The sequence below is a fragment of the candidate division WOR-3 bacterium genome (genome assembly GCA_039801245.1).
In the GTDB taxonomy this organism is placed as follows: Bacteria; Hydrothermota; Tepidihabitantia; order Tepidihabitantales; family Tepidihabitantaceae; genus JAOABP01.
On record JBDRUF010000007.1, the window covers coordinates 11,604 to 38,141 of the forward strand.

A 26,538-nucleotide genomic window follows, 5' to 3' on the forward strand; every position below is an offset into this window, starting at 1 on the left:
TTATGGCAAAATGGAGTGATGCTGACCGGCGCTTTATGATGGCCGCGCTGGAGGAGGCTTTTAAGGGGTGTGGGCTGGTTTCGCCCAATCCGATGGTGGGAGCGGTGTTGGTTAAAAACGGCAGGATTGTGGGCAGGGGCTATCACCGTAGGTTTGGTGCCCCTCATGCCGAGGTTGAAGCGATTCGTGATGCGGGCAGAGAAGGGCGAGGCTCTACTCTTTATGTGACGATGGAGCCCTGCTGTTTTCAGGGCAAGACACCTCCCTGCACCGAGGCAATTCTTGCGGCAGGGGTAAAAGAGGTGAAGGTTGCGATGATTGACCCGAACCCGAAGGTTAACGGCCAGGGTGTGAAATGTCTCCGCCGGCAGGGGATAAAGGTTGAGACCGGTCTCTTAGAAAAGGAGGCGCGGCGTCTTAACGAGGCTTATATTACATTTATGACCGAGCACCGCCCGTTTGTCATCCTGAAGGTGGCATCAACCCTTGACGGAATGATGGCAACCGCTGATGGTGAGTCGCAATGGATTACCGGTGAGCGGGCACGGGCAGCGGGTCAGTTTTTGCGCCTGATGGCAGATGCGGTTCTGGTGGGGGTGAACACCGTTTTAAAGGACAACCCGAGCCTGACCTGCCGGCTCAACCGGGAAAAGCGGCTTTTGCGGGTTGTCCTTGATTCAGCATTGCGAACCAGTGGCAAAGAGAGACTTTTTTCTGAACCAGGTGGGGTCTTGGTTTTTACCGCGAGTAGTCAGGAGCAAAGGATTCGGAGGTTGGAACGGGCCGGTGGTGAGGTTGTGCGGGTCAGGCAGGAGAAAAAAGGGATGCTCAACTGGGAAGACATCTTAAACGAACTCTATCACCGGCAGGTCACCCTGGTTCTGATTGAAGGTGGCGCAACCGTGGTATCTTCAGCACTCGAGACAGGGATAGTGGATAAGGCATTTTTCTTTATTGCGCCCAAGGTTTTGGGTCCGGGCAAACTTTTCTCTAAGGGGATGAAGCCCCGCTCGCTAACCAATGCGCTAATCTTAAAGGATGTGCGCCATATTGAGTTTGGTGAGGACATTTTGATTGAGGGCTATGTTTACCGGTTTAGTTGAGGCAATTGGCACAGTCAAAAGGGTTGAGCGGCAGGGAGATAACCGGCTTTTTTCGATTGCGGCAGATTTTGCCCCGGAGTTGAGACCGGGCGAAAGCGTTGCTGTCAACGGTTGCTGTTTGACCGTAGTGGCAGTTAACGGCAGGCTTTTCAAGGTTGAGGCGGTTGCCCAGACCCTGAGGTCAACAAATCTCAGCCGATTGGTTGTTGGCGCGCATGTCAACCTTGAGCGGGCGCTGAAAATGGGCGAGCGTATTGGCGGCCATCTGGTCTTAGGACATATCGACGAGGTTGGCATCTTAAAAAGGGTTGAACGTCGCTCAGGCGAAACGAGATGGACAGTAGGGGTAAAAGAGGAAAGTTGCCGATTGCTGGTACCCAAGGGTTCGGTGGCAATTGAGGGTGTGAGTTTAACAGTTGTTAGCGTGGAAAGGGGGGAGTTCCGGGTCAATCTCATCCCCTTTACCCTGAGGCAGACGGTTTTAGGAGAGCGCCGGCAGGGGGATAAGGTCAATATTGAGTATGACATACTTGTCAAGTCTGCCCAGCGGTCAAAGGGTTCGCACCCGGCGCTGTAAATCGGCACTTAACCGCACCGGTATTCCCGGCGGCGATTTCTGTCTCAACCCGTATCTGGGCTGCACCCATGGCTGTCTTTACTGCTATGCCAGTTTTATGCTCCGCTATTCAGGCATCAATGAACCCTGGGGCTCGTTTGTTGAGGCAAAGATAAACCTGCCCGAGGTCCTGTTAAAAGAGGCGAAAAGACCGGGGCAGGTGCTTTTGGGAACGGTGTGCGACCCGTATCAACCGGTAGAGGAGATATTTCACTTGAGTCGGCGTGCCCTTGAGATTCTTGGCTCTTCTGGGTATCAGGTTGAGGTGATGACCAAGTCCGATTTGGTTCTGCGTGACCTGGATTTATTAAAAAGGTTTAAGGGCTTCAGCGTGGAGATGACAATAACAACCATTGACGAAAAGGTAGGTGCGATTTTTGAGCCCAACGCACCTTCACCATTCCGCCGGCTCAAGGCGGTCGCAGAGCTTGTTCAGGCTGGTGTGGAAACAACCGTCTTCTTTGGACCGGTTCTGCCCTACTTTTCCGACTCATTTGAGCAGATTAGCGCGGTCCTCTCAGCCATCAAACGCACCGGTTGCCAGCGGGTTCTCATTGACAAGCTGAACTACCTCGGCACGAAAATGGCAATTATCACACCGAAACTCGCTCAAGGCTTCAAACCTGCCATTTTTGCCTTTGAACGGGCGCTGTTGGAACCGAGGGCTTATGTTGCCGGGTTGCGGGAGCGAGTATTAAGGGCGCTGAAGATGTCAGGGCTTGAAGGTAGGTTGATTTTCTGACTCCTTTGTTTGACCAGGACAATGATTAAAATAGAATTATGCCGATGGACTTGAAGTTTATAAGGGAAAACCCTGATGAGGTGCGCCGCATCCTGGAGTTGCGCAAAAGCAAGATTGACATTGAGGCAATCCTTGAACTGGATAAAAGGCGCCGCGCGCTCGTGCAGGAAAGGGATGAGTTAAGACACAAGCAGAAGGAGGTTTCTGAGGCGGTCGCCCTTGCCAAAAAGGAGAAAAAGGAGGGGTCGGAACAGCTCTTGCAAGCGGCAAGGGAGCTTTCCGATAAGATTAAAGAACTTGAGACGGAGCTAAACAGGATTGAGGCTCAACAGGAAAATCTTATAAAACTTCTACCCAACAGGATTCATCCTTCGGTAACTGGTGAGGAGGAGATTGTTTCTACTTGGGGTGATTTACCCGTTTTTGGATTTCAGCCGCTGGCGCACTGGGATTTGGCCGAGGCATTGGGGATTGTTGATTTTGAGGCGGCTACCAGGCTTGCCGGTTCAAGGTTTGTCCTTTTCAAGGGTCAGGGTGCGCTCCTCGAGCGGGCTTTAATCAATTTCTTTCTTGACACCGCGATTCGCAAGTATGGCTACACCGAGATTGCCCCGCCGGTCCTTGCCAATGTGCCTACCCTTGAAGCCGCCGGTCAACTCCCCAATCTTGAGACCGAGATGTACTGCCTGAAGGATGATGGGCTTTATCTCATTCCCACGGCAGAACCGCAACTGGTTGCCTATTACCGGGAAAAGAGCCTTGAGGAGGCGCAACTGCCATTAAAACTTGTTGCCTATACACCCTGTTTCCGTCGCGAGGCTGGCTCTTATGGGCGGGATGTGCGCGGGATGATTCGGATTCACCAGTTTGACAAGGTGGAACTTGTCCGCCTGACAAGACCAGAAACCTCCTATGACGCCTTAGAGGAGATGCGTCTTGAGGCGGAAAGCCTTTTACAGGCGCTGAAACTGCCCTACCGGGTCAAAAGGCTTGCCGCCTGGGACATCGCCTTTCAGTCCGCAAAGACCTATGACCTTGAGGTCTGGGCAGCAGGTGTTAAAAGATGGCTTGAGGTCTCCTCCATCTCCAACTGCGAGGAGTTTCAGACCCGGAGGGCAAAAATCAGGGTCAAGAGCAAAAATGGCAAAACATTTTATCCTCATGCATTAAACGGCTCTGCCCTTGCCCTACCCAGGACATTTATCGCCATTATTGAAAATTACCAGCAAAAGGACGGCTCGGTTGTTGTCCCCGAGGTCCTGCGCCCTTATATGAACGGGCAGGAGCGAATCGAGTAGTTTTATTTTAGGCGAAAACCTAAAGGCAAGAGTTTTTTCAGACGCAGTTTCTTTGTCCCTTTGGGTGTTGCCAGAATGATTAACGGGTCATTGCCAAACTCACCAATCACCTGCAGACAGGCGCCGCAAGGAGGTGTGAAATCCCCTGTTGGAGTAAATACCAAAACCGCCTTGATGTCAGTATCACCGGCATTCACCGCCTTGAACACCGCCACCCTTTCCGCACAGATTGACAGCCCCAGGGAGGAATTTTCCACATTGGCGCCTGAATAGATTTTGCCTTTCCCTGTCAGAACCGCAGCACCAACCCGGAATTTTGAATAAGGGGCATATGCCCTTTTTGTTGCCTTTTTGGCTGCGGACAAAAGCCGCGCAACCGTTTTCTGACTCATTTTTCCTCCAATTCTTTGATTATTTTATTCAGGAAACTTTTGCCTGCAGATGTGGGTTTGACCCCAAGGAACTCGGCAGCGGTTGCGCCCAAGTCGGCAAATGTCTCTCTTGTTCCCAAGTCGATGCCCGGCTTTACCTTCTCGCCATAAACAAGCAAAGGCACATATTCGCGGGAATGGTCGGTTGATTTGGTCGTTGGGTCACACCCATGGTCAGCGGTGATAAAAAGGATATCAGAGGGTTTCAGGGCCAGAAGAATCTCATTGAGCCGGGAGTCAAAATCCATCAGCCCCTTGGCAAACCCTTTTGGGTCGTTGCGATGCCCCCATTCCATATCAAACTGAACAAGGTTGGCAAAAATAAGCCCAGGCTTATTCTCCTTGAGCGCAATGAAAATGAAATCAATACATTCCTCGTTATTAACCGAATGATGATTCTTTGTCAGCCCCTGACCGGCAAAAAGGTCGTCAATCTTGCCGATGCCGAAAACCTCCAGCCCTGCCTCCTTGACATTGTCCAAGAGGGTCCGCTCCGGTGGTGGCAGGGAGAAGTCCTTGCGCTCAGCGGTGCGGTAAAATGAGCCAGGTCTGCCGGCAAATGGTCGGGCAATGACCCGCGCCACCCGATAAGGACCGGTGAGAAGTTCACGGGCAATCTCACAGAAGCGGTAGAGCTCCTTAACCGGGATAACATCAATATGTGCGGCAATCTGAAAAACGCTGTCCGCAGATGTGTAGACAATCGGAAAACCGGTCTTGAGATGCTCTTCTCCCAACCGGTTGATAATCTCGGTTCCAGATGCCGCAACATTGCCAATAACCCGGCGCCGAATTCGTGTTTCAAACTCCCCGATTAAATCCTGCGGAAAACCATCAGGGAAGACCGGAAATGGCTCCCTGGTGATGATGCCGGCAATCTCCCAGTGCCCGGTTGTTGAATCCTTGCCCGCGGATTTCTCCGCCATCTTGCCATAGGCGGCTTCAGGCTTTTTTTGTGCGGGCACCCCCTTTATCCTAATGATGTTTCCCAGACCGAGACGAGCAAGGTTGGGTAAAAAAAGACCGCCGACCGCATCGGCAAGGTGGGCAAGGGTATTTGAGCCGCAGTCATTAAAACGGGCGGCATCAGGCAGCTCGCCGCACCCGACACCGTCAAGGACAATGATGATGACACGCGGCTTTTCCATCAGGGCTTTAATGCCGGGGACAGGATTTGAACCTGCATGCCGTGAGGCACATGGCCCTCAACCATGCGTGTCTGCCAATTCCACCACCCCGGCGAAATCAGGCTGAAGCATTATAGCGACAGCCTGACACCTGTCAATCTTGAAAGCCTTTGCCCAAGATTCCCAAATTCTCTACGATACCGGGGGTGGTGGGGTGGACCTGCCCTTTGAAACAAGAACGAAGATTCAACAACTCATTAAGGTCTTGCCATTATGTAACTTATTATATTGGTTTGTTATAAACTGAAAGATTCTGCGTTAATTTTTCTGAATTTCTGGCTCTAAATGGGAGGGGCTCAGGTTTTTATAACCCAGCGGTCAAATGAGTGGAGCCAGTCAGGGCTGATTTCACCTTTAGCAATCGCCGTCTGAAGGGTCGCACGCAGGTCTTCAGGTTCAAGCGGTTGCCAGCGGTGAAAACGAGTGGTGCCATAGTTTTCCAACCCTTGAAGAATCGCGCTTTTGCTACCGGCGAGTTCAGCTGCGGTGCCGAACCTTTTTTTCAGTTTTGCCGCCTTCTGGTAAACGGTTTTGAAAAGTACCGGGTAGCGGTAGTCGCGGCAAAGGTGATGGTCAAGGATGAGGGTTTTCAGCCCTGGGAGATGAAGGATGCGGCAGATGTTGATAATGCTTTTGATTAGTTCCAGGTCGGTTTTTGGTTCGGGTTGAAGAAAGCTGGGATAGCCGTCAATTACCGCCTCCTGCGGGTTGAATTCACAGATGAGGTCGGTGGTTTTCTCGTCCACAGGTCCGGCAATGTCTGAGGAGACTAAAAGCCGGCTTTTGCCTCTCGTGATATAGGTCATCAGCACCTTTCCCGGTTCGGCGTCTGCCCGGCCGTGCCAGACCGGTTCGGAGAATGAGATTTCGGTTTTCTTGAATCTGAACTTCCTGGCATCAGCCCAGATTATCTCCTTGGGCAGACCGTCAATGGTCTGGAACAAATTTTTGGCGGTCTCCTGTTGGTTCTGAGGCAGGTCACTAAGCGCCTTGGCAAAGATGATTTTGCCGGAATAGATTTTGGGTTCGCGCCGAGGGATAAGGTGGTCAAGGTGGTAATGGCTGATGACGATTGCATCTGACCGCGCGCAGGAGGCGATTACCTGTTCTTCATACTGACTCAAGAGCTGGCTGCGGGTTTTTTCCGGCAGGGGAGATTCGTCGGTCTGGATGGATACGCCCGGGTCAATGGTGACGGTCAAATCCGGGGTTTCAATCCGGGTGCACATTCCCTTGACACCAAAAGAGTCAAAGGCAACTGGTATTAATCGCAACCTTAACCCCAGCCTTTCCCGGTGAGAATGGCGAGATAATAAAATGCGGGGATGGTGAAGAGGAGGCTGTCAGCCCGGTCAAGGAACCCGCCATGCGCGCCCAGGGTTTCAGCGCTGTCTTTGACCGCCACCGCCCTTTTGAAAAGGGACTCAAAGAGGTCACCCGCCTGACCGATTGCGGAGAGTCCAATGCCGATTAATGCCAGCCACCAGCGCGGCGCACCTGTAAATGGCTTGAGATAAACCAGCCAGAGCGCTGCCAAAAGGGCGGAGAAAAGAAGTCCGGCAATGAAGCCTTCAAGGGTTTTGTTCGGGCTGAGTGCCAAAGAGAGTTTGCGTCTACCAAAAGTTTTGCCGATTGCATAGGCAGCGGTATCACTGACCCAGGTGAGAATCAAAGGGAAGAGAATAAGCCAGGGGGAGTAGTTTTCTCTTGAGCTGAGGTTGCGCAAAAGGATGAGATGGCTGGGAAGAAAGCCAAGGTAGATAATGGTGAAAAGTCCGTAAACCGGGATCCGGGGCAAAGCAGGGGTTCGGGCAAGCGCAGCGATGAAAACAATGGCAATCGGTGCAATGAGAAAACCGGGCAGAAGGTTGAGATGGGCGGCAATGATGATGAGGATGTTGAGCGGGATAAGAAGATAGGGGTTCAAGACAATTTCGGCGCGGGAGAGGAGGCGCAAAAATTCAATAGTGGCAAGAAGGGTCCAGGCGCAGACAAGGATGGTCAAAAGCCAGGGCAGGTGGTTAGAGAAGAGAGTTATCCCAGCAACAATCAGACCGAGAATTGTGCCGATGATGATGCGCCCGGCAAGGCTATTTTTCTTCAACACGACCAAAGCGGCGCTGGCGCCGGGAAAAGTCCTCAATTGCCTCAAGGAGCTGTTTGCGCTTGAAATCGGGCCAGAGGGTGTCGGTGAAGTAAAGTTCGGCATACGCCGAATGCCATAAGAGAAAGTTGGAGATGCGGTGTTCACCACCGGTGCGGATGAGCAAATCAACCGGTGGCAGTTCTGGGTCGTAAAGCAAAGAGGAGAACTCTTCTTCGGTCTGGGGTGGCTCGGAGATTTTGCCTGCACGCCAGAGTTCAAAGGCGTGCTTCACCGCATCAATCATCTCCTGCTTACCACCATAACTCAATGCGAGGGTAAGGGTTAGACCGGTGTTGTTTTTCGTTTCGTCGATCAGGGATTGAACCTTGGTGCGCACATTTTCGGGCAGGTCTTTTAATCTGCCGATTGCCCGGACCCGGACATTGTTTTTCATCAAATCAGCCCGTTCTTCCTCAACCGCGCGGGCAAGCAGTTTCATCAGGCTTTCAATTTCATTTTTCGGGCGCTGCCAGTTTTCGGTGGAGAAGGTGAACACAGTTAAAAACTTTACCCCGATTTCACCGCAGGTCTCAACCACTGTCCGCAAGGCACGAACACCCTGACGGTGACCAAAGGAACGGGGCAGTCCGCGGCGTCGTGCCCACCGACCGTTGCCATCCATTATGGCGGCGATGTGAATTGGGATTTTCAGTTTGGCTGAATCGGGCACTATCTTTCCATTATCTCCGCCTGTTTTTTGGCAAAGAGGTCGTCAAGTTTTTTAATGAACTCGTCTGTTATCTCCTGGACCTTTTTCTGGGCGAGGCGGGAGTCGTCTTCAGAGATTTTCTTTTCCTTTTCCAATTTCTTGACATCCTCAATGATGTCCCGGCGGACATTACGGATTGCCACCCGGGCATCCTCCGTAAGTTTGGCGCAGAGTTTGACAAGCTCCCGGCGCCTTTCCTCGGTGAGGGGCGGAATCGGAATTCGGATCAGGTTTGCCTCGACCTTTGGGGTGAGCCCCAGTTCTGCTTTGAGAATTGCCTTTTCAATCTCGGGCAATAGGTTGCGGTCCCAGGGCTGAACCACCAGTTGCCGCGGTTCTGGTGCGGAGATGCTTGCCACCTGGCGCAGGGGTGTTAGGGTTTCATAGTAGTTGACCCGAACGCCATCAAGGATCGCCGGATTGGCACGGGCGGTCCTGATGCGGGCAAATTCAGCGGTGAGGACCTCAACCGCCTTGGTCATCTTGTTACGACATTCGGTGTAAAGTTTTTCTAACATACCACACTCCCGGTTTTCTTGCCTGCGATTGTATTTAGGATAGCCTGGGGTCGGGTGATGTCAAATACCACAATCGGAATGCGATGCTCCTGGCAGAGGGCAAATGCGGTGGCATCCATTATCTTCAGTCCCTGTTTTAAGGCCTGTTCATAAGTTATCTGCGGATAGAAGCGGGCGTTTGGTTCTTTCTCAGGGTCGGCAGAGAAGATGCCGGCAACCCGTGTTCCCTTCAGGATAACATCCATTTTCAGTTCAATCGCCCGGAGGGCAGCCGCAGTATCGGTGGAGAAGCAGGGAATGCCGGTGCCTCCAGAAAGAATGACAATTTTCCCTTTTTTCAGGCTTGCCCTTGCCGTCTCCACAGAATAGGGTGTGACAAAATTACCGATGGCAAAGGCGGCAAAATGTTCAACCGGCACCTGGTGACTGAGAAGATCAGCAAGCCTGATGCCGTTGATAACCGTGGCGAGCATACCAGTGATATCAGCGGTTCTTGGATCAAGGGTATGATTTTCCCGTCCGCGGATGATGTTCCCGCCGCCAATTACCACCGCCAGCCGGATACGGCGCTTTTCCACCTGAATCAACTGACGGACAACCGAATTGAAAAGTTTCTCCTGGGCGAAACAGTCTCCGGAGATTTTTAAGAGAACCCGACGGTAGGTTTTACTCACCCAGTTTAAACCGGGCGTAACGCCGGATGACGATGTTCTCGCCGAATTTGGCGATGTTCTCCTTCAGATAGTCACCAACGGTCTTTTCCGGTGATTTGACAAACTGCTGTTCAAGGAGGCAGACCTCGGCATAAAACTTTTCCAGTTTGCCGGCGACAATTTTCTCAATCACCGGCGCCGGTTTGCCCGATTGCCCAGCCTGCTCCTGATAGATACGGCGTTCGCGCTCAATAACATCCTGAGGAACCCCGCTCCGGTCAATAGCAATCGGGTCGCAGGCGGCGATGTGCATTGCCAGGTCACGAACAAAACGGCGGAACTCCTGGTTGCGGGCAACAAAGTCGGTTTCGGTATCCACCTCAATGAGAACACCGAGTCTTTCTCCCGGATGGATATAGGCATCAATGACACCGGCAGCAGTGGGGCGCTCTGCCTTTTTTGCGGCTTTGGCAATTCCCCGTTTGCGCAGGATTTCAATCGCCTTATCGATATCACCTGCTGCCTCTTCAAGCGCGGTTTTGCAGTCCATTACTCCGGCACCGGTTCGGCGCCGCAGTTCTACAACTTTATCCATCGGTTGGCTCATAACTATCCTTCCTTGGGCTGTGGTTCTGTTTCTTCGCCTTCAGTTTCAAACTGTTTCTTGCCCTGCATCACCGCATTGGCAATGACACTGGTGACCAGCCGGATTGAGCGGAGGGCATCGTCATTGCCAGGAATGGGGTAGTCAATCAGTTCTGGATTGCCATTGGTGTCAATCAGGGCAATAACCGGGATCTTCATCCGACGCGCCTCAGCAACGGCGGTTGCCTCTCGAACCGGGTCCACCACATACAGGGCACCAGGTAACCGGTCCAGCTGTTGCAGTCCATAAAACAGTTTGGCGAGATTGCGGTATTCACGCTGAAGGTGCAGAATTTCCTTCTTGGAGGTGTTCAGCTGGGTGGTGGCAAGGATTCTCTCCAGTTCTGCCAGCCGGGCAATGCGGGTGGAGACAACATTGAAGTTGGTCAATAGCCCGCCGACCCAGCGAACGGTTACATAGCAGGCGCCACAGCGTTTTGCCTCTTCTTCAATTATTGGACGTGCCTGCTGCTTGGTACCGACGAAGATAATTTCCTTGCCAGCTTCAGTAATGCTCCGCACGACATCGTAGGCGCTGCGCAGCCGCTCGAGTGTCTTTTCCAAATCGATGATAAATATTCCGTTCCGCTTCCCGAAGATGAAAGGCTTCATCTTTGGGTTCCAGCGCCGGGCATGGTGACCGAAATGGAGTCCGGCCTCAAGGAGTTGTTTTATGGTTAGCGTTTGGTCCACTGGAAGCGCTTCCTTCTTTTTGCCAGCCCGTACTTCATTCTCTCTTTTTCCCTCGGGTCCCGTTTTAATAGGGAGGCGGCTTTAAGTGGTCCCCGCAGGTCAGGGTTGTAGTTTAATAGTGCCCGGGCAGCCCCCAGTGCAATCGCTGCTGCTTGCGCAGCCAAACCACCACCGGCAACAATCCCCTTGATGGTGAAGTTGTTAGTTGTGCCAGTTACCTGTAATGGGGCAAGGGCATTCTGGACAAGGTCTTTTCTACCGAAATAGGCTTGTAACGGTTTGTCATTAACTGTGTGTTCACTACCACCGGGGATCAACCACACTTTCGCAGTAGCGGTTTTGCGCGAGCCCGTAGCAAAGTAAGTTGGGTTCATAGTGCTTCAGTTAACGGTTACTGGTAAGGGGTTTTGTGCCTTGTGAGGATGTTCAGGTCCAACATAGATGTGGAGGCGGCGTATGCGCTTTGCCTGCAGTCGGTTTTTGGGAAGCATTCTCAGCACGGCCAGTTGAAGCGGACGGGTGGGAAACTTTTCTACCATTTCTTTGTAGGAGCGGCGCTTGAGGTGTCCTGGCTTGGTGGAGTGACGATAATAGAATTTTTCCTCGACTTTCTTTCCGGTCAAGATAATCTGAGCAGCATTTATCACGACCACATGGTCGCCGGCGTCGACATGAGGGGTGTAGGTCGGACGATGCTTCCCCATCAGCAAACGTGCAATACGGGTAGCAAGGCGACCTAACACCTGATTCCGGGCGTCAATCAGGTACCACGCGCCTTGAACATCAGTCGGTTTAGCAACGTAAGTTTTCATTTTTAAATAAAATTATATCTATAGAGAGGGTTATGTCAATAAAAACAAATATGGAGAGGGAAAAACGGGAGATGGATTCAGAAGGGGATGTCATCAAGCTGATCCTTGGGGATATCAGGTTCATCATCTGGGGGAAGGTCTGGTTCTGGTTCAACAGGAGAGGGTTCAAGAGAGATGGCTTTGTCCAGCACTTGGACGCTCCGTCCGTGGATTTCCACCACACTTCGTTTTTCACCAGTGGTGGTTTCCCAAGAACGGCTGCGCAATTCGCCTTGGACAAGCACCGCCGAGCCTTTTTTCAGGCGTTCGCCAATCCGCTCAGCAAGTTGTGCCCAAGTGTTAACAGTGAAAAAGTAGGTCTCGTCTCTCCATTCATTGGTGGTCTGATCTTTGAAGCGACGGTTGACTGCGATTCGAAAGGTGCACACCGGGGTTCCCTTTGGTGTATAGCGCAGATCAGGGTCAGCGGTCAATCTACCTAAGAGGATTACACTGTTAAGATAGCCGAGTCTGAGCGAACTCTGGGAGTTTTGCGGTGCCTCATTCATTTTTAGCCTCAGGAGTCGGTTGGTCTTTATCCAGTTGTCCGAGAGCCGTCTGGGGTTCGGCTACTTTTGCCTCCGGTAGGCGGAAGAAGGCGAGTCGGAGGATTTCTTCGCGGTGGAGGAGTTCGCGGCGTATCTTTTCAGGAACTGTTGTGGGTGCTTGAAAGTAAATGAAGAGATAGGTGCCTTCGCGGTGTTTGCGAATGGGATAGGCAAAGGCACGGCGTTCAGTTTTCACATCCAATATATTGGTAGCGCCACTGGTGGTTAAGCGGTTGGTCAGTTCCACTATAATTTTCTCTATATCCCCCTCAGAAATGTTGGGGTCCAGAATTGCTGCGAGTTCATAGTGGTTCAAGTCTCCTCCTTTAATGGGTTTTGAATCTTACCAACAGGACATCTCCGTCCTGAATTACATAACCTTTTCCTTCAATCTTAATCTTGCCGGCGGTATGTGCCGCTTGAAAGCTTCCTGCGGCAATTAGGTCCTGCCAGTTTACGACCTCAGCTTTGATAAAGCCTTTGCCAATTTCGGTGTGAATCATATAGGCAGCGTCAAGGGCAGTTGTTCCTCGGGGTGCCGACCAGGCACGGGTCTCTTCTCCTTTGACGGTATAGAAGCGAATCAGGTCAAGCGCCGAAAAACAGGTGGTAATAATTTTTGCGGGACCTTCGCGAGCAAGATTAAGGCTCTGGCGGAGTTCCATCTTTTCCGACTCGGGGAGGTCGGCAATCTCATTTTCCAATTTTGCTGAGAAGAGAATACAGTTATGAGCAGCAAGGCGAGGAAAGCGGTTTGGTTCGGTAGGCTCGGTGTCTGAACAGTTAATTGCATAGACGAGAGGTTTTAACACAAAAAGGGATAACTCTTTTACTGCGTGCCGTTCCTCCGGACTGAGTTCTGGTGGTGTAAATGTTTTATGCAATCTGTCAGCCAGTTTTTCCAAGGCTAAGAGGCGTAGGTTTCTTTCTGGCGTTGCCGGTTCCTTCCGCACCGATTCTATCCTTTTCTCCACTACTGTCAGGTCAGCGATGGCCAGTTCCGCCTCAACAATTTCCGCGTCTCGGTCCGGGTCAATTGTGTCAAGGATATGCGGAATGTCGGGGGTGGCAAAATTGCGGACAAGGTGGAGAATGAGGTCGGCTTCGCGGATGTGGGCGAGGAATTTGTTGCCCAGCCCCTCACCATTACTGGCGCCCTTCACCAATCCGGCAATGTCAACAAAGTCAATGTGAGCAGGGGTAACCTTTTTGGGATTGATAACCTGAGCGATTTTTTCCAAGCGCTCATCTGGGACTGAACCCACCCCGACATTTTTTTCAATTGTGGTGAATGGAAACAGGTCAACCCGTGCTCGTGCGCCGGTGAGGATGTTAAATAAAGAGGATTTGCCGACATTGGGCAAACCCACTATGCCGATTCTCATCCGAATCCCTACCCTCTTTTGTTATCCGCCGCAATTATATCAGCTGACTTATTGGGTACGGGGGTATTGAATTGGTTCATTGCCTTTTCCAGACCACAGGTGGCAACCATCAAGCAGGCGTCAGTTGCTCGTCTTAGGACATTAGGCAACATTTTCATCTCTTCATTACTAAAGGGCGAAAGGACATATTCGGTTGCGTCACCCTCCTTAGGTGAACCGATACCGATACGGAGCCGAGGGAATCTATCGGTCCCGAGGTGGTAGATGATGGATGCAAGACCTTTGTGACCGCCATCCGAACCTTTGGGTCTGAGCCGAATGGTACCGAAGGGGAGGGCGATGTCATCGACCACCACAAGGAAGTCATCAGGATGTTCAGTCAGCTGTTCTTTGACAACGACCCCGGAGTGGTTCATATAAAGAAGCGGTTTTATGAGGAGAAGCTTCTTTCCCGCAAATACAGTCTGGGCAAGGAACCTGCCCGGTATGTGATGGAAGCGGATTTGGAGAAGCTGGGCAATGGTATCAAGCGTCATAAAGCCAAGGTTGTGACGGGTGAGCGCATAGCGTTCAGTGGGGTTGCCAAGACCGAAAATGGTCATACTATTTTTTCTTCTCTTCCGGTTTTTTCTTTGACTCCGGTTCGGCTTCGGGGCTCTTGCCTTTTCCCTCTTCGCTCTCTGTCTCTTCCGCCGCCTTTTTCTCCTTGATTACCTCAGGTTCAGGAGCACCTACGGCCGGTGCTGTCGCCGCTTCAACCGCGGCAGCCAGTTTGCGGGGCGTGAGGATGGTTACAATTGCAGATTCCGGGGGAAGGAGAAATTCTAACCCCTCGTATTTCAGGTCGGCGATATGGATGCTGTGTCCCATCCTTAAATTAGTGACATCAATTTCAATGTGTTCGGGAAATCTGTCGATGGTCGCCCGAACCGGAATTTCGCGTAAAAGGACTTCCAGCATGCCACCCTGTTTTACCCCGGCGGCAACACCACGGATGACCACCGGAACATTCATTGTAATCCGTTCATCAGGGTGGACCTTCTGAAAGTCAACATGGAGAAAGGAGCCGTCAATCGGATTTCGCTGAATAGTCTTGATGACACAGCGGATTGTGTCCTGGTCGGCAATCTGAACATCAACTATTGGTGTGTGCCCTTTTAATTCCCGTAGCGTCATTCCGAACTCATGGGCAGAAATCGTGAGTAAAACCGAGGGGTCGCCATGACCGTACATCACCGCGGGCAAGAAGCCAGCGCGGCGGAGTTTTTTGACCTTGGATTTACCAGTTTCGTTTCTAATTGTTGCCTTGATCTGTGCCATGGTTCTCCTTTACTGAATAAATAATGAACTGACTGAATCCTCGCGGTGGATCCGCAGGATTGCCTCAGCGAGAAGGGAGGATACGGACAGGATTTTTATCTTCTCGTGTTGTTTCGCTTGTGGGTGGAAGATGGTATCAGTCACAACCACCTCTTCAAGTGGAGATCCGGCGATGAGGTTAATAGCATTACCAGAAAAGAGTCCATGGGTAGCGGTGGCGCGGACAGTCTTGGCGCCGGCATTAATGAGTGCGCGGGTGGCATTGATGAGGGTTCCTCCGGTATCAATCATATCATCAAAGATTAGAGCATTCATACCCCCAACCTCACCCACGACCCTAAGCGCCTCTACCTGATTTGGTGCCGTGCGTCGCTTGTCGATGATAGCGAGCGGTATATCGTCCTTAAGGCGCTGGGCGAAGCCGCGGGCACGATTTGCCCTGCCGGTGTCAGGTGCAACCACAACCAGATTAGCCGTGTGCTGCCGGTAGTATTCAATCAGTACCGGAGTGGAAAAGAGATGGTCAACCGGGATATCAAAAAATGCCTGAATCTGATCGGCGTGGAGGTCCATTGTTAAAACCCTGTCAACACCGGCACGGGTCAGGAGATTGGCAATCAGTTTAGCAGAAAGGGGGACCCTGGGTTTGTCCTTACGGTCCTGCCGGGCATAACCATAATAGGGAATAACCGCGGTAATCCGGCGGGCTGATGCCCGTTTAAGGGCATCAATCATCAGGAGTAGTTCCAGGATGTTGTCAGCGGGTGGGGGTGTGGGCTGGACAACGAAGACATCATCACCCCGGACGCTTTCATTGATGCTGACCCGGATTTCACCATCGGCAAAATTGGTTACCTCTGCCTCACCTAAAGGTATCTCAAGGTGAGCGCAGATTTCCTCTGCCAGAGGCTTGTTAGCACGCCCGGAAAAAATCTTCAATCTTTCCATAACTGCTCCATCAAAATTGACCTCAGTCTCACTATGTTTTTCTGGGGCGGAAGGATTCGAACCTTCACGCCAGGATCCAAAGTCCTGTGTCCTGCCAGATTAGACAACGCCCCAATTTTAACCTTTATTCAGGCGGACAGACGGTCTTGACCGGGTGAGAATCCAGGGAAGCCCACTGGCAATCAAATCGGCCATCGGGTCCGGAGCTTTCAACAGTCCATAGACCGTACTGCCGGAACCGGACAGACTCGCAGCATAGGCACCCCGGCTTAAAAGTAGTTCTTTGATTTGAGCCAGTTCCGGGTGCCGCGCAAATACCACCGGCTCAAAACTGTTATGAATCTTTCCCGCCAAGCCTGCCAGTTCTTTGCGCCTTAACCTTAAGCATAAAATTTTAGGGGAAAGAGATGGTGGTGTCAATTTTCGCCTTAAGTGGTCAAGTTGTTGATATGCCCAAGAGGTGGAAACAGAAAAGTCAGGGCAATACAAGAGAACCAAAAGCCGGGGCAGAAGGACCGGGCGGAGTCTTTCTCCTCTACCCCGGGCAACGCAAGGAACGCCTTTAATAAAAAACGGCACATCACTGCCCAACTTTAGCGCTAGGTCTCGGAGCTTTTTCCGGTTAAGGGGATGGTGATAAAGCCGGTTTAGACCAATTAAAACCGCAGCCGCATCAGCAGAACCTCCGCCAAGACCAGAGCCCGGCGGGATACGCTTGTTAATTGTGATGCTGCAACCCTGTTCAATTTTTGCAGCAGCAAAGAAGAGTTCGGCAGCACGATGGGCAAGGTTATCATTTGCCGGAATGTTGAGCCTGATACCGGTTGTCCTTAATCTGATGCCTTTTGCCTGTTTGGTGATTTTTATCCGGTCCCCGAACTCCAATGGCACCATCAGAGTGACTATTTCGTGGTAGCCATCGGGTCTCTTTCTGCCTACCCAGAGTCCGAGGTTAATCTTTGCCGGTGCCAGCAGGATTATTGAGCGGCTCACTTTTGGATAAATGTAGATAAGGGGTCAATTTGCCATTCCGGGGAGAAAAACCCTGCGGCTCTGACACCGTGCCAGCCAAAACTCCGTACCTGGGAGTCAAAAATCATAAAGTCGGGAATGGCTGTGCCTGAGCCGATGATGCCCCAGAAAAATGACAGTTTTGTTGTTAGAGGGTCGGTTCCCATCCGCACCAATATTAGCCTTTCTGGATTTAAAGGGTTAGGATAGACAAAAACTGCTGATAGGCTCTCACCGAGCTCGGTTTTGAATAGGTTCATTTTGCCACCCTTAACGGTAATTGGCAGGTGGTGATGGATTTTTTTCATGACCCGGTTCTCTTTTTCACCGCCGAAAAGGATTAGGTTGCGGTCAAGCGGGATGGGTTCGGTGTCGCAAAGAACCTCGGTTGTGCCGTTGCCAATTAGATACCAGCGCAGACATTCCTGGCTTGCGGCATGCATGAGAAACTCAGCAACTGCTGAATCCTGGGTGCCATAGACAATAGCAAATGGTCTCATCAGCGCCTGTTTTGCCGGACCGTAAAGTTCGGGTTTCTTGGCGAGCCCTGCGGTTCTTGCCCTTCCTAATTTCCAGCCCTTAGGAGTGTTATACAGGGTTATAATCGCAGGCAGTTCTAACCTTTTTATCACCGTTTTGCCATCAATTTTCACACCTATCGGTCCTGAAAAGAATAGCCGCTGGTCAAGGTTTAAGGTCAACTGAGTTATGTTTTCGGTCTTAATCTCAACTGGTGAATCTCCTGCAGATGCCGCAACAGTTGCATCCCTGCCGATGGTTTTTACCCGGTCAATTGTCAGCCAGTAGGAGGTGCGGGATTGGGAAAGGTCAGCGGTGCGAAACCTGATATGTCTTGGTCCGTGCTCGCGCCGTGCGTTTTTAAGAAAATCCATCAAATCAGGGTCGTCAACACAACCCTCCCACCAGTGCTTCTGCCCTGGAACCTCTTTGTAATGGTATTTGTACCCCAAGACATCCAGCCAGAGGGCAAAGTTTCTTGAGTGAATTGTGGGCACATTGTCGTCATCTGCGCCATGGAGGATAAAGACCGGCAGGTTCAATGCATTCTCAAGAAAGGCGGGGGTGTTGTCAGGTCGGGCTGCCATATCACGGATGGCAAGTTTGCCCGGCTCGGTGAAGATGATGCTGCGCTGGAGAAAGTTGGGGACATAAAGCGGGAATGAGGGCCAACCCGCCTCAGGGGCAATCGCAGCGAAAAGGTCGGGATGGGCAAGACCGATGTGCCAGGTGCCATGACCGCCCATTGAATGGCCGGTTAAGACCACCCGGTCAGGGTCAATCGGAAATTGCCTCTGCACCTCTTTTAAAACCTCAATACAGTCAAGCCTGCCCCAGTCCTGCCAGTCAAACCCATAGGGTCGGCGGTTGGTCGGGCAGACAACAAAAGCCCAGTCCTTGGGCTGGAAGCATTCGGCAAGACCATAGGCCTCAACACCGGCACCATGGAGCGAAAGGATAAGGCCGTATTTTTTCTTCGGGTCGTAATTTTCTGGATATCGTAAGGCATAATACTGGCAGGAGGAGTCAATCTCTGAGATAAATGTCCGTTTGTGCGCCTGGGTCAAGAGCCTTGAGCGCAACCTCACCGTGTCGGTGCGTTGAAAATCGTTAAGGGTGATGGTTAGTATCATTTTGTAGCCGGCGGTGTCATAAGGAAGAGGAGGTATGTTTACCCGAATTGCCGGCTTCTTTACCCCGAGCCGCGGGATGTGATTGACAGTTGTGTCAGCAATAACGAGTGTGTCCAGGTTCAATTTCAGGTGAACACCCTGTAAGATTTCGGTGAGAGTGTTCAAAATTGGGATGCCAAGCCAGAGGGAGCGCGCGGAATCGGCAATTATGTCAGGCGCGGTGATGTCATCAATGATGGGAATCACCGGTTCTTGGCAAGGGATTAGGAAAAAGCGCACCTTCTGGTCGCCATAGCCGGAAATGCGCAGGACGATGCGGTTTTTCCCGGAGTCAATGACAACCGGTGTCTTGAACCAGTTGTTGCCATACACATCGCCAATATAGCCTCTGCCATTAAGGACAAAACTGCCGATACGGGTTGCAACTGCCAGGCAGCGCGCCTTATGGGGAGAAAAAAATTCGGCATAGGCATAGCCAAGAGACAAAAGACCGCTGATGCCATAGTAGTCCATAATCGAATCCCAGCGCACATCCTGATAGTCTGTTGCCAGCCAGCCCGAAGGGTCGGTCTCAACCCTTCGCCAGCGGACAATCCCGCCTTGAACAAGCCCGCTGCGCAAGGAGTCGCCCTCCTGCGGCTGGATGTTTGCTATATCCGGGATTGCCTCGGTGATGCCTTCGCGCATACCCACAGAAAATGGTCCGCACAGTAGCCACTCTTTGATGAAAATGGTGTCACTCAGCGTCTCCAAGGCAGAAATCGGGGAAAGGTATAAAAATGTTAACAGAATTGTCATTGCAACTGGGTTCATATAATAATTTTACCTTAAGATAAGGCGGGGTCAAAGGGGGCGGTTTTTTATTTTAAGTCTTAGTTTTACAATGTGATATGCAAAAATGGGGCAGGTTCCCTCCACCACCCCCCTTACCCCTCTATTACCGGCTTTTTCCTTTGGGTTGATATAGGGTTAAGTTCCAATTTTTCAGTTTTTTACAAGACTAAGGGAAGGAAAAGAATAAGTTGACGCAGTAAGTTTTGAGAGTATAATCATTTGTGCCTGAACAGAAGGCGCAGAATCAACGATTAGGCATTCAGGTTTTATTTGACTTCACCGATATAATAGCGGCGATAGATTTTGCCGCTGATACCGGTTTTGGGGTTCTTGAGATTAATTTGGGGAATATCAATTTTGGTAACCAGTTGCGCCGGGCAAGTGAGCGCAGAAAGATCAAAAGGCAGGCAGGGAGAAGAAAAGTCAGGCTGGCGGTGCATGCGCTTGAGGGTCCGTCATTTTTCATTCCGAGTGAGCGGGTGCGCAGGTGCGCGGTCTTGGAGTTGAAAAAAACCCTTGACTGGGCGGCTGATATCGGTGCTGAGAATGTGATTATGCATCTCGGTTTTGATATGCATTATGGCTATGGCGGTGGCAATCGCTTTACCCATGAGGAGTTTCCCCGTTATTATGAGGAGGCGCTTTTGCAGGCGCTGGCGGACCTGAAACAGTATGCGCGCACAAGGGCAAATTTGTGTGTTGAGAATGTGGGTGGGTTTCGTTTTGTGCCGAGTAAAAAGGTCTTGAAAAGACTCCTGGGCGGGAGTTTGGGGCTCTGTTTTGACATCGGGCACATCGCCATCCTCAGCGAGGATAAAAAAGAGGAGGAGTTTGCGTTTTTTAAGCGGTTTCACAAGACAATCTATCACGCCCATCTCCATCATAATAATGGCGCAAGAGACCAGCATCTCGCCTTGGGTGAGGGAACGGTTGATGTTGTGCCCTATTTAAGGCTTCTCTATAAAAGCCCGGCACTGCTGGTTTTTGAGACCAGACCAAAGGAACAGGCGCTGAAAAGCCGGGACTATTTTGAGAGGGTGCTTTTGCCCAAAATTTGCTAAAGAAAGGGAATGAAGAGGGTCTTAGTTACTGGAGCAAGCGGGTTTATCGGTTCCCATCTGTGCGCATATCTCTTAGAAAGGGGCTATGAGGTGAAAGGGATGGTGCGCAAGACCTCTAATCTGCGCTGGCTTGAAGGGTTGAAACTGAATTTGGTTTACGGTGATTTGAGTGATGAAGATTCGCTTACTGAGGCGGTCAGGGGTGTTGAGGCGGTTTTCCATACCGCTGCTGTGGTCAGGTCAAGGAAGGGGAGGGATTTTGTCAGGATAAATTATTTGGGGACGAAAACCCTTGCCGAGAAGGCGGCAGGTGCGAATGTGAAGAAGTTTATTCTCTTTTCATCGGTGGCAGCAGCCGGACCGGTGCGCAGGGGTGAGGTTTTGGATGAAAAGATGGAGCCAAGACCGGTAAGTGATTACGGTCGGGCAAAACTTTTGGCAGAAAAGGCGGTTTTGGATTTTAAGGAAAAAATGGGGGTGGTGATTTTGCGCTTTCCTGCGGTTTATGGTCCAAGGGACAAGGATGGGCTTTTGTTCTGGCGGGCGCTGAAAAAGGGGTGGGCACCGGTGATGGGCGGAACATTTTCGCTGATATATGTTCTTGATGCGGTCAAGGCGGCGGTATTGGCAATGGAGAGGGATGTTCCTTCGGGCTCGGTCTACTTTATCGCAGATGGAAATTGCTACACATTTGAGCATATTGCCAGGGAGTGGGAAAGGATTACGAAAAGAAGGGTCAGGCTGGTCAGAATACCGTTTTTTTTAGGTTTTGTTGCCGCCTGGTGCGACTCCTGGCTTAAAAGGGAGGGGACGATCTTTAATCCGGACAAGGTCAAGGAGTTGTGTCAGGAGTGCTGGGTCTGTTCGGACAAGAAGGCAAGGCTTGACTTAAGGTTTGAACCTGAGTATGATTTAAGTAGGGGTGGCGAGATAACAATAAACTGGTACAAGGAGAAAGGATGGCTTTAGGGGAACAAGAGCAAAGGGTAAAGAGGAAAAAGGGACAGGAGCGTGTGCTTGGTGAATCAGGGGTTTGCCGACTGGCAATACTTGAAGAGCGCTGCAAGGAACTCGGTCTGAAGGTGATTTACGATGATTTGCGCGGTGAGGGCGGGATGTGCCGGCTGCGGAACCAGTATTTGGTGATTATCAACCGGCGGGCAGCGGTGCACACGAAAATAAGGATGCTGGAACAGGCGCTGAAGCGATACGAGGCAAAGACAACAGTGATACCACCCTTGCGGACAGCAATGTCTTCATCCCACCCAGGTTCAGGTTGATTTATCTCTTGGGCTCAAGTTCACAGAGCAGTTTTTCCGCCTCAGGTCTGTCTTCAAGGAAGAAGTCGGCAGGATAGGAGGGTTTAGCGGTATTGATGAGCAGTTTTAACTGCTCACGCGCCTCATCCCTTCTGCCCTGTTTGAAATAGACCCGGGCAAGGTCAAGCCGGATAAGGGTGTAGTTCGGGTCAATTTTCAGCCCCTGAATCAAATATTTTTCAGCAAGTTTCAGGTCGCCACCGGCAAATGGGGGTAGTTCGTAATACAAAACACCAAGCGCATCATAGGCGGTGGCATATCTTGGGTCAAGTTCAATCACCCTGTTAAATGCCTTTTTCAAAGATGGGACCATAAAGAGGGAGTTTAAAACCCCGCGGGTCTGACCGATTCTGCCCTGGGCAATCGCCCACCACATAAACCCGTCAGGGTTTTTATCATTTACCACTTGCAGACTCTCGGCAATCGCCTTTGCCCTTTCAAAAAACTTAATCTTTTCCCCTTTGCCTGTGCTGTTTTCACCCAACTGGGTATGGATTCTTGACCAGAGATAAAGGGTTTTCTGGTGAACCGGGTTGATCTTGCGTGCCTGGGCAAGGAGTTGATAGGCAGAGTCAAGATAAAGGGGATTAAGGTGGCGGTTGAAAAGGAGAAACTCTGCCCTTTTGCAGATGGAGTCAGGGTTCGGGTTGACCGGGGTTGTGCTCAAAACAAAAGCCATTAACAGGACAAAAGTCATTTACTTCTCCTGATACATCGCTTCGATCAGATTCGCAAACACCCGGTCAATCTCTTTGCGCCTGACCTTGAGGGTCGGGGTCAAAAGCCCGTTTTCCACCGTGAATGGTTCGGGGATAAGCCGGAATTTGCGCACCTGCTCGTAGGGGGCAAAAGGTAAAAGGCAGCGGTCAATCTCCTCGCGAAATAACTTGATAACCTGCGGATTCTCTAACAGCTCCTGATAACTCTGGTACGGGATTTTGTTTTCACGCGCATAGTCCTCAAGGGTGAGACGGGCAGGGACAATCAAGGCAACAAGATATGGTCTTCTGTCTCCGATCACCGTTACCTGGTCAATGAACTTGGAGCACAACAGGGCATGTTCAATCGGCACCGGCGGAATGTTTTTGCCATAGGCATTGACAATAATCTCCTTGATTCTGCCGGTGATGATGAGGTTGCCCTGCGCATCAAACCTTCCCTGGTCACCGGTATGGAACCAGCCGTCAGCGTCAATCGCCAGCGCGGTCTCCTCTGGCTTTTTATAATACCCGAGCATCACATTCGGACCCCGCACCAGGATTTCGTCATTCGCTCCTATCCTTACCTCCACATTGGGAAATGGCTTGCCAACCGTTCCCACCCGTTCCTCACCAGGAACTGCCGCACATACCACCGGTGAGGTTTCGGTGAGACCATAACCTTCAAGTAGGTTGAAGCCGAGGTTGCGAATTGTCCGTGCCAGTTTTCTTTCAAGAGGTGCACCACCGGAGACAATCAGCCTGATTCTGCCGCCACCAAGTTTGCGCAGTTTGCGCACGACCAGGAGGTCAAGGATTTTTTTCTTCAGCGCCAAAGTGAAGGGGATTTTCCTTTTCGTTGATTTCAGGAGGGCATACCGGTTTGCGCTTCTGATGGTGGCAATCATCAAACGGCGCTGGAGCGCTGGACCGGTCAGAACCTTTTCCTGAACCGCATTGTACACCTTTTCCAACACCCGGGGAACAACAATTAAAATTGTTGGTTTTACCAGGGCAACATCGTCGCGGATGGTCTGGAGCGATTCGGCATAGGCGATCGCCGCACCAGCCAAAAGTATCGTGTAATAGCCGCAGGTCCTTTCAAACATATGGCAGAGGGGCAGGAATGAGACCAAGAGGTCATTTTCCGTAACATTGAACCGTTCAATTGCGGCAAAGACATTGGAAAGGATGTTTTTGTGGGAGAGCATTGCGCCCTTGGGTTCACCGGTTGTGCCAGAGGTGTAGCAGATGGTCAAAAGGTCATCAGGTTTTGCCTGATAGGGGTTGGCGAGTTCTGGTTTCTCTTTCAGGGCGCTGGCACCATGGGCGCGTAAAGCGGTGAGGGAGAGAATTTTTTTCCCGGCGCTGGTCTTTACATCTGGCTCAAAAAAGGTGATAACCACCTTTAGGCTCTTTAACTGTTCAAGAAAGGGCAGGAGCGGATTGAACAGTTCCGGGTTTTCAACAAAGAGATGGCTGACCTCGGCATCGTTGATGATGTAGTGGACGGTGTCAAGCGGTAAGGTGTGATAAATTGGAACAACAACCGCACCCAACTTTATTGCGGCGAGGTCGGCAATCACCCATTCGGGTCGGTTGTAGGAGTAGATGCCGATGCGCATACCGGGTTTGACACCCTCTTCAGCAAGACCGGCAGCAACTTCGTCAACCGCCTGACTGAGCTGGGCAAAGGTTATGGGCTGGAATCTGCCGGCGACCTTGTGCAGTAGTGCGGGTCTATTGGCAAGGCGCTGGGCAACCGCGCTGAAGGCTTGATACACGGTTTCCTGCATCAACTGATGATGCCAGTTATAATTGTAAAGTCAATGATGTTCAGATTGAGGGTTTGACAGGGGGGATGGTAATATCTATATTGTGTTATGTTGCAGCTCTTGCGGCTGGTTTTTGGCAATCTGACCCTGAAGGTTGTGGCGATTTTCTTTGCCATTTTTCTCTGGGCGGTGGCGGTCCTGGACCGAAGTTATGAGGTGAAGGTTGATGTCCCGGTTGTGGTCTTGGAGAAGGGGAGGACCGAACGGGTCATCACCGATGTTGACACCAAAACGGCAACAGTGACATTGAGCGGGAGGGGCAAGGAGCTTTTGCGCATCCAGAGGAAGGTGCTGGAGTTTAGACCCATTGTGCCTGAAGGCAGGTTCGGCACCAGGCAGATAAGGTTAAATCCCCTTGATTTGAAACTGCCGGCGAATGTTTTTGTGCGCGCGATCGAGCCGGAGGTGATTGAGGTGAAATTAGGACCGGCGATGCAAAAGGATGTGGAGGTGTTTGTGCCGACAAAGGGGGAGGTTGGTGCGGGGCAGATGGTTTCGGAGTTGAGGGTGAAGTCAGGGGTGAAGTTGATTGGACCGGCTGGTGAGGTGGAATCGTTTGAAAGGCTGGCGACCGAGACATTGGATTTAAGTTCGGTAAAGGGTAATGAGACCCGCAGGCTGAAGGTCTTGACCCCACCAGGAGCAGGCTTTTCCTGTGTGCCGGAGTCGGTTGATGTTGAGATTGTCCTCGAAAAGGAGGGGGCAAGGATTTTCTTGGGTCTGCCGGTCAAGGTGATTGCGCCGCCAACACTGGATATTGAGGTTGAGCCCGATGAGGCGCAGATTGCGGTTGCCGGACCCGTTGGTCTGATTGACTCCTTGAAACCATCAGATATCACAGTCCAGATTAAGATTGCCAGTCTCCAGCCGGGTTCTTATCGCCTGGGGGCGGATGTGGTTCTACCCGGGCGTTTCCGCCTGGTCAAGATTGAGCCCGAACTTTTTAACATAACCGTCAGGTGAGTTTTCTCTGTTTAGGGATTGAGACCTCCTGCGATGAGACCGCAGCGAGTGTTGTTGTAGATGGTCTTTTTGTGCGTTCCAGTGTTGTCTCATCGCAATTGGTCCATTCAATTTACGGCGGGGTTGTGCCCGAACTGGCGGCAAGGGCTCATATCCGTTTGATTGTGCCGGTTGTTCAAGAGGCGTTGAAAGATGCTGGGGTGGGCTATGCTGACCTGAACCTGATTGCGGCAACATATGCACCCGGTCTTTTGGGCGCGCTTCTGGTCGGTTTGCCATTTGCCAAGGCTTTGAGTTACAGCCTCAATATCCCCTTTGTGGGTGTGAACCATCTTGAAGGGCACATCTTTGCCCTGCGTTTAGAATATCCAGAACTGAAGCCGCCATATTTAGGGGTTGTCCTTTCTGGTGGTCATACCGAACTGGTGATTGTGAAGGACTGGTGCGATTATCAGGGGTTGGGTTCAACGGTTGATGATGCCTGTGGCGAGGCTTTTGACAAGGTGGCAAAACTTTTGGGTCTGCCTTATCCTGGTGGTGCCTTAATTGAGAAACTGGCAGAAGCGGGCAGACCGGTGATTGAATTTCCTGTTCCTGACCCGGGAGGGCTGGACTTCAGTTTTTCCGGTCTTAAGACCGCGGTGCTCTATTATCTGCGCGACCATCCGGATGCAAAAAAGGCTGATGTTGCCGCATCGTTTCAGCTGGCAGCGGTGCGGGAGGTGACAAAAAAGGTGGAAAGGGCGGTTATCAATACCGGGCTAAAACTGGTTGGGGTTTCTGGTGGGGTGGCGGCAAACAGGTTTCTGCGCGCGCAGATGGAGCTCCTTGCCCAGAGGCTGGGGTTTAAGTTATTAATACCCCGAGCAGAATACTGCACCGACAATGCGGCGATGATTGCCGCAGCAGGTTTTGAGCGGTTCAAGCGTTTCGGTCCATCACCGCTTGACTTACCAGCATTTGCCAGAAGACCGCTTGACCTGAAGGTTTCAAGATAGCAACGGCGTCTACCCCGGGGATGGGGTGTCAAAATGGGAAAAATTTGGCTAAGTTATTTAATTATGTAATTTAACTCCTATCTCCCCAAAATTGCCTTGTATACCTATAAGTATACAAACCTTGGTAATGGAAGGGTGGTTTTCGTTTTACTTTTTGCCTTGACAATGGGGTTTCACTTTTTATAATGGGATGGCAGCGGCAGACCCGAAAAGGGTTGTCCGTGATCGGACACAGGGAACGCCGTGAAAATCGGCGGCGGTCTCGCCCACTGTGAGCGGCTTTAGCGGTCCATCAGTGCCACTGGTCAAAACTGGGAAGGCGATGGAACCTTGCCGCAAGCCAGGAGACCTGGTCGCTGCGATAAGGTCGGTTT

30 protein-coding genes, 2 tRNA genes and 1 riboswitch are annotated in these 26,538 nt (G+C 51.4%); of the genes, 9 read left to right on the top strand and 23 right to left on the bottom strand.

Annotated elements, in window-relative coordinates; all coding sequences use genetic code 11:
* The first annotated feature begins 2 nt into the window (after positions 1–2).
* Genes ribD through serS form a run of 4 tightly spaced genes read left to right on the top strand, consistent with a single transcriptional unit; the run spans position 3 to position 3,759 of the window.
* Positions 3–1,103 (top strand): bifunctional diaminohydroxyphosphoribosylaminopyrimidine deaminase/5-amino-6-(5-phosphoribosylamino)uracil reductase RibD, encoded by a 1,101-nt coding sequence (gene ribD / locus ABIK47_01850; GenBank protein MEO0019369.1) that lies wholly within the window; start codon positions 3–5, stop codon positions 1,101–1,103.
* Positions 1,084–1,680 carry a riboflavin synthase gene (locus ABIK47_01855; GenBank protein MEO0019370.1) on the top strand — a complete coding sequence of 199 codons (597 nt, stop codon included), beginning with the start codon at positions 1,084–1,086 and terminating at the stop codon, positions 1,678–1,680. The genes ribD and ABIK47_01855 overlap by 20 nt, the downstream gene beginning before the upstream one ends.
* Entirely contained in the window at positions 1,625–2,461 is an 837-nt protein-coding gene (locus tag ABIK47_01860; protein ID MEO0019371.1) for a radical SAM protein, read from the top strand. Before ABIK47_01855 ends, ABIK47_01860 begins: the two co-directional genes overlap by 56 nt.
* A gap of 44 nt (positions 2,462–2,505) precedes the next feature.
* Entirely contained in the window at positions 2,506–3,759 is a 1,254-nt protein-coding gene (serS, locus tag ABIK47_01865; protein MEO0019372.1) for a serine--tRNA ligase, read from the top strand.
* Positions 3,760–3,761: 2 nt separating this feature from the next.
* Here the strand turns inward: serS and cdd are convergent, their stop codons facing one another.
* The 21 genes from cdd to ABIK47_01970 all read right to left on the bottom strand — a co-directional run bounded on the left by cdd (position 3,762) and on the right by ABIK47_01970 (position 19,269).
* Entirely contained in the window at positions 3,762–4,151 is a 390-nt protein-coding gene (gene cdd / locus ABIK47_01870; GenBank protein MEO0019373.1) for a cytidine deaminase, read from the bottom strand.
* The gene (locus ABIK47_01875; GenBank protein ID MEO0019374.1) at positions 4,148–5,338 is read right to left on the bottom strand and encodes a phosphopentomutase; all 1,191 of its coding nucleotides are present in this window, start codon (positions 5,336–5,338) and stop codon (positions 4,148–4,150) included. Before ABIK47_01875 ends, cdd begins: the two co-directional genes overlap by 4 nt.
* Positions 5,339–5,349: 11 nt before the next feature.
* A tRNA-Leu gene (locus ABIK47_01880) sits at positions 5,350–5,431 on the bottom strand.
* A gap of 242 nt (positions 5,432–5,673) precedes the next feature.
* Complete coding sequence (locus ABIK47_01885; GenBank protein ID MEO0019375.1) at positions 5,674–6,651, bottom strand: hypothetical protein; 978 nt, start codon at positions 6,649–6,651, stop codon at positions 5,674–5,676.
* A gap of 2 nt (positions 6,652–6,653) precedes the next feature.
* Positions 6,654–7,481, bottom strand: coding sequence for a phosphatidate cytidylyltransferase (locus ABIK47_01890; GenBank protein ID MEO0019376.1), 828 nt, complete (start codon positions 7,479–7,481; stop codon positions 6,654–6,656).
* Entirely contained in the window at positions 7,468–8,193 is a 726-nt protein-coding gene (locus ABIK47_01895) for an isoprenyl transferase (GenBank protein ID MEO0019377.1), read from the bottom strand. The genes ABIK47_01890 and ABIK47_01895 overlap by 14 nt, the downstream gene beginning before the upstream one ends.
* Positions 8,193–8,750, bottom strand: coding sequence for a ribosome recycling factor (gene frr, locus ABIK47_01900; GenBank protein ID MEO0019378.1), 558 nt, complete (start codon positions 8,748–8,750; stop codon positions 8,193–8,195). Before frr ends, ABIK47_01895 begins: the two co-directional genes overlap by 1 nt.
* Positions 8,744–9,424, bottom strand: coding sequence for a UMP kinase (locus tag ABIK47_01905; GenBank protein MEO0019379.1), 681 nt, complete (start codon positions 9,422–9,424; stop codon positions 8,744–8,746). Before ABIK47_01905 ends, frr begins: the two co-directional genes overlap by 7 nt.
* On the bottom strand, positions 9,417–9,998 hold the full coding sequence (tsf, locus tag ABIK47_01910) for a translation elongation factor Ts (GenBank protein MEO0019380.1): 582 nt from the start codon (positions 9,996–9,998) through the stop codon (positions 9,417–9,419). Before tsf ends, ABIK47_01905 begins: the two co-directional genes overlap by 8 nt.
* A gap of 14 nt (positions 9,999–10,012) precedes the next feature.
* The gene (gene rpsB / locus ABIK47_01915) at positions 10,013–10,741 is read right to left on the bottom strand and encodes a 30S ribosomal protein S2 (protein MEO0019381.1); all 729 of its coding nucleotides are present in this window, start codon (positions 10,739–10,741) and stop codon (positions 10,013–10,015) included.
* Complete coding sequence (rpsI, locus tag ABIK47_01920; protein MEO0019382.1) at positions 10,726–11,115, bottom strand: 30S ribosomal protein S9; 390 nt, start codon at positions 11,113–11,115, stop codon at positions 10,726–10,728. Before rpsI ends, rpsB begins: the two co-directional genes overlap by 16 nt.
* Before the next feature lie 6 nt (positions 11,116–11,121).
* A complete protein-coding gene (gene rplM / locus ABIK47_01925; GenBank protein MEO0019383.1) occupies positions 11,122–11,553 on the bottom strand; it encodes a 50S ribosomal protein L13 in 432 nt (143 codons plus the stop codon).
* Between the two features lie 77 nt (positions 11,554–11,630).
* Positions 11,631–12,101, bottom strand: a complete 471-nt coding sequence (gene ssb, locus ABIK47_01930) for a single-stranded DNA-binding protein (protein MEO0019384.1) — start codon at positions 12,099–12,101, stop codon at positions 11,631–11,633.
* On the bottom strand, positions 12,094–12,456 hold the full coding sequence (rpsF, locus tag ABIK47_01935) for a 30S ribosomal protein S6 (GenBank protein ID MEO0019385.1): 363 nt from the start codon (positions 12,454–12,456) through the stop codon (positions 12,094–12,096). Before rpsF ends, ssb begins: the two co-directional genes overlap by 8 nt.
* A 10-nt stretch (positions 12,457–12,466) precedes the next feature.
* On the bottom strand, positions 12,467–13,525 hold the full coding sequence (ychF, locus tag ABIK47_01940; GenBank protein MEO0019386.1) for a redox-regulated ATPase YchF: 1,059 nt from the start codon (positions 13,523–13,525) through the stop codon (positions 12,467–12,469).
* Between the two features lie 8 nt (positions 13,526–13,533).
* On the bottom strand, positions 13,534–14,127 hold the full coding sequence (pth, locus tag ABIK47_01945) for an aminoacyl-tRNA hydrolase (protein ID MEO0019387.1): 594 nt from the start codon (positions 14,125–14,127) through the stop codon (positions 13,534–13,536).
* Between the two features lies 1 nt (position 14,128).
* The gene (locus tag ABIK47_01950; GenBank protein ID MEO0019388.1) at positions 14,129–14,845 is read right to left on the bottom strand and encodes a 50S ribosomal protein L25; all 717 of its coding nucleotides are present in this window, start codon (positions 14,843–14,845) and stop codon (positions 14,129–14,131) included.
* Positions 14,846–14,854: 9 nt separating this feature from the next.
* On the bottom strand, positions 14,855–15,793 hold the full coding sequence (locus ABIK47_01955; GenBank protein ID MEO0019389.1) for a ribose-phosphate pyrophosphokinase: 939 nt from the start codon (positions 15,791–15,793) through the stop codon (positions 14,855–14,857).
* A gap of 41 nt (positions 15,794–15,834) precedes the next feature.
* Positions 15,835–15,907: transfer RNA gene (locus ABIK47_01960), tRNA-Gln, on the bottom strand.
* Positions 15,908–15,910: 3 nt separating this feature from the next.
* Positions 15,911–16,786, bottom strand: a complete 876-nt coding sequence (ispE, locus tag ABIK47_01965; GenBank protein MEO0019390.1) for a 4-(cytidine 5'-diphospho)-2-C-methyl-D-erythritol kinase — start codon at positions 16,784–16,786, stop codon at positions 15,911–15,913.
* On the bottom strand, positions 16,783–19,269 hold the full coding sequence (locus ABIK47_01970) for a prolyl oligopeptidase family serine peptidase (GenBank protein MEO0019391.1): 2,487 nt from the start codon (positions 19,267–19,269) through the stop codon (positions 16,783–16,785). Before ABIK47_01970 ends, ispE begins: the two co-directional genes overlap by 4 nt.
* 242 nt (positions 19,270–19,511) lie before the next feature.
* Here ABIK47_01970 and ABIK47_01975 point away from each other — a divergent pair, with 242 nt between their 5' ends.
* The 3 genes from ABIK47_01975 to ABIK47_01985 are packed head-to-tail and all read left to right on the top strand — an operon-like array spanning position 19,512 to position 21,631.
* The gene (locus ABIK47_01975; protein MEO0019392.1) at positions 19,512–20,351 is read left to right on the top strand and encodes a sugar phosphate isomerase/epimerase; all 840 of its coding nucleotides are present in this window, start codon (positions 19,512–19,514) and stop codon (positions 20,349–20,351) included.
* A gap of 9 nt (positions 20,352–20,360) precedes the next feature.
* On the top strand, positions 20,361–21,320 hold the full coding sequence (locus ABIK47_01980; protein ID MEO0019393.1) for an NAD-dependent epimerase/dehydratase family protein: 960 nt from the start codon (positions 20,361–20,363) through the stop codon (positions 21,318–21,320).
* On the top strand, positions 21,311–21,631 hold the full coding sequence (locus ABIK47_01985) for a hypothetical protein (protein MEO0019394.1): 321 nt from the start codon (positions 21,311–21,313) through the stop codon (positions 21,629–21,631). The genes ABIK47_01980 and ABIK47_01985 overlap by 10 nt, the downstream gene beginning before the upstream one ends.
* A 1-nt stretch (position 21,632) precedes the next feature.
* Here ABIK47_01985 and ABIK47_01990 read toward each other — a convergent pair whose 3' ends face one another.
* Together ABIK47_01990 and ABIK47_01995 are read right to left on the bottom strand one after the other, a co-directional pair.
* Positions 21,633–22,367, bottom strand: a complete 735-nt coding sequence (locus tag ABIK47_01990; protein ID MEO0019395.1) for a TRAP transporter TatT component family protein — start codon at positions 22,365–22,367, stop codon at positions 21,633–21,635.
* Complete coding sequence (locus ABIK47_01995; protein ID MEO0019396.1) at positions 22,368–24,164, bottom strand: long-chain fatty acid--CoA ligase; 1,797 nt, start codon at positions 24,162–24,164, stop codon at positions 22,368–22,370. It abuts the gene before it with no gap.
* A gap of 87 nt (positions 24,165–24,251) precedes the next feature.
* Between ABIK47_01995 and ABIK47_02000 the strand changes: the two genes are divergently transcribed.
* Together ABIK47_02000 and tsaD are read left to right on the top strand one after the other, a co-directional pair.
* Positions 24,252–25,166, top strand: coding sequence for a hypothetical protein (locus ABIK47_02000; GenBank protein ID MEO0019397.1), 915 nt, complete (start codon positions 24,252–24,254; stop codon positions 25,164–25,166).
* A complete protein-coding gene (gene tsaD, locus ABIK47_02005) occupies positions 25,163–26,164 on the top strand; it encodes a tRNA (adenosine(37)-N6)-threonylcarbamoyltransferase complex transferase subunit TsaD (GenBank protein MEO0019398.1) in 1,002 nt (333 codons plus the stop codon). The genes ABIK47_02000 and tsaD overlap by 4 nt, the downstream gene beginning before the upstream one ends.
* 180 nt (positions 26,165–26,344) lie before the next feature.
* Positions 26,345–26,537, top strand: a riboswitch (cobalamin riboswitch).
* Position 26,538 lies beyond the last annotated feature (1 nt).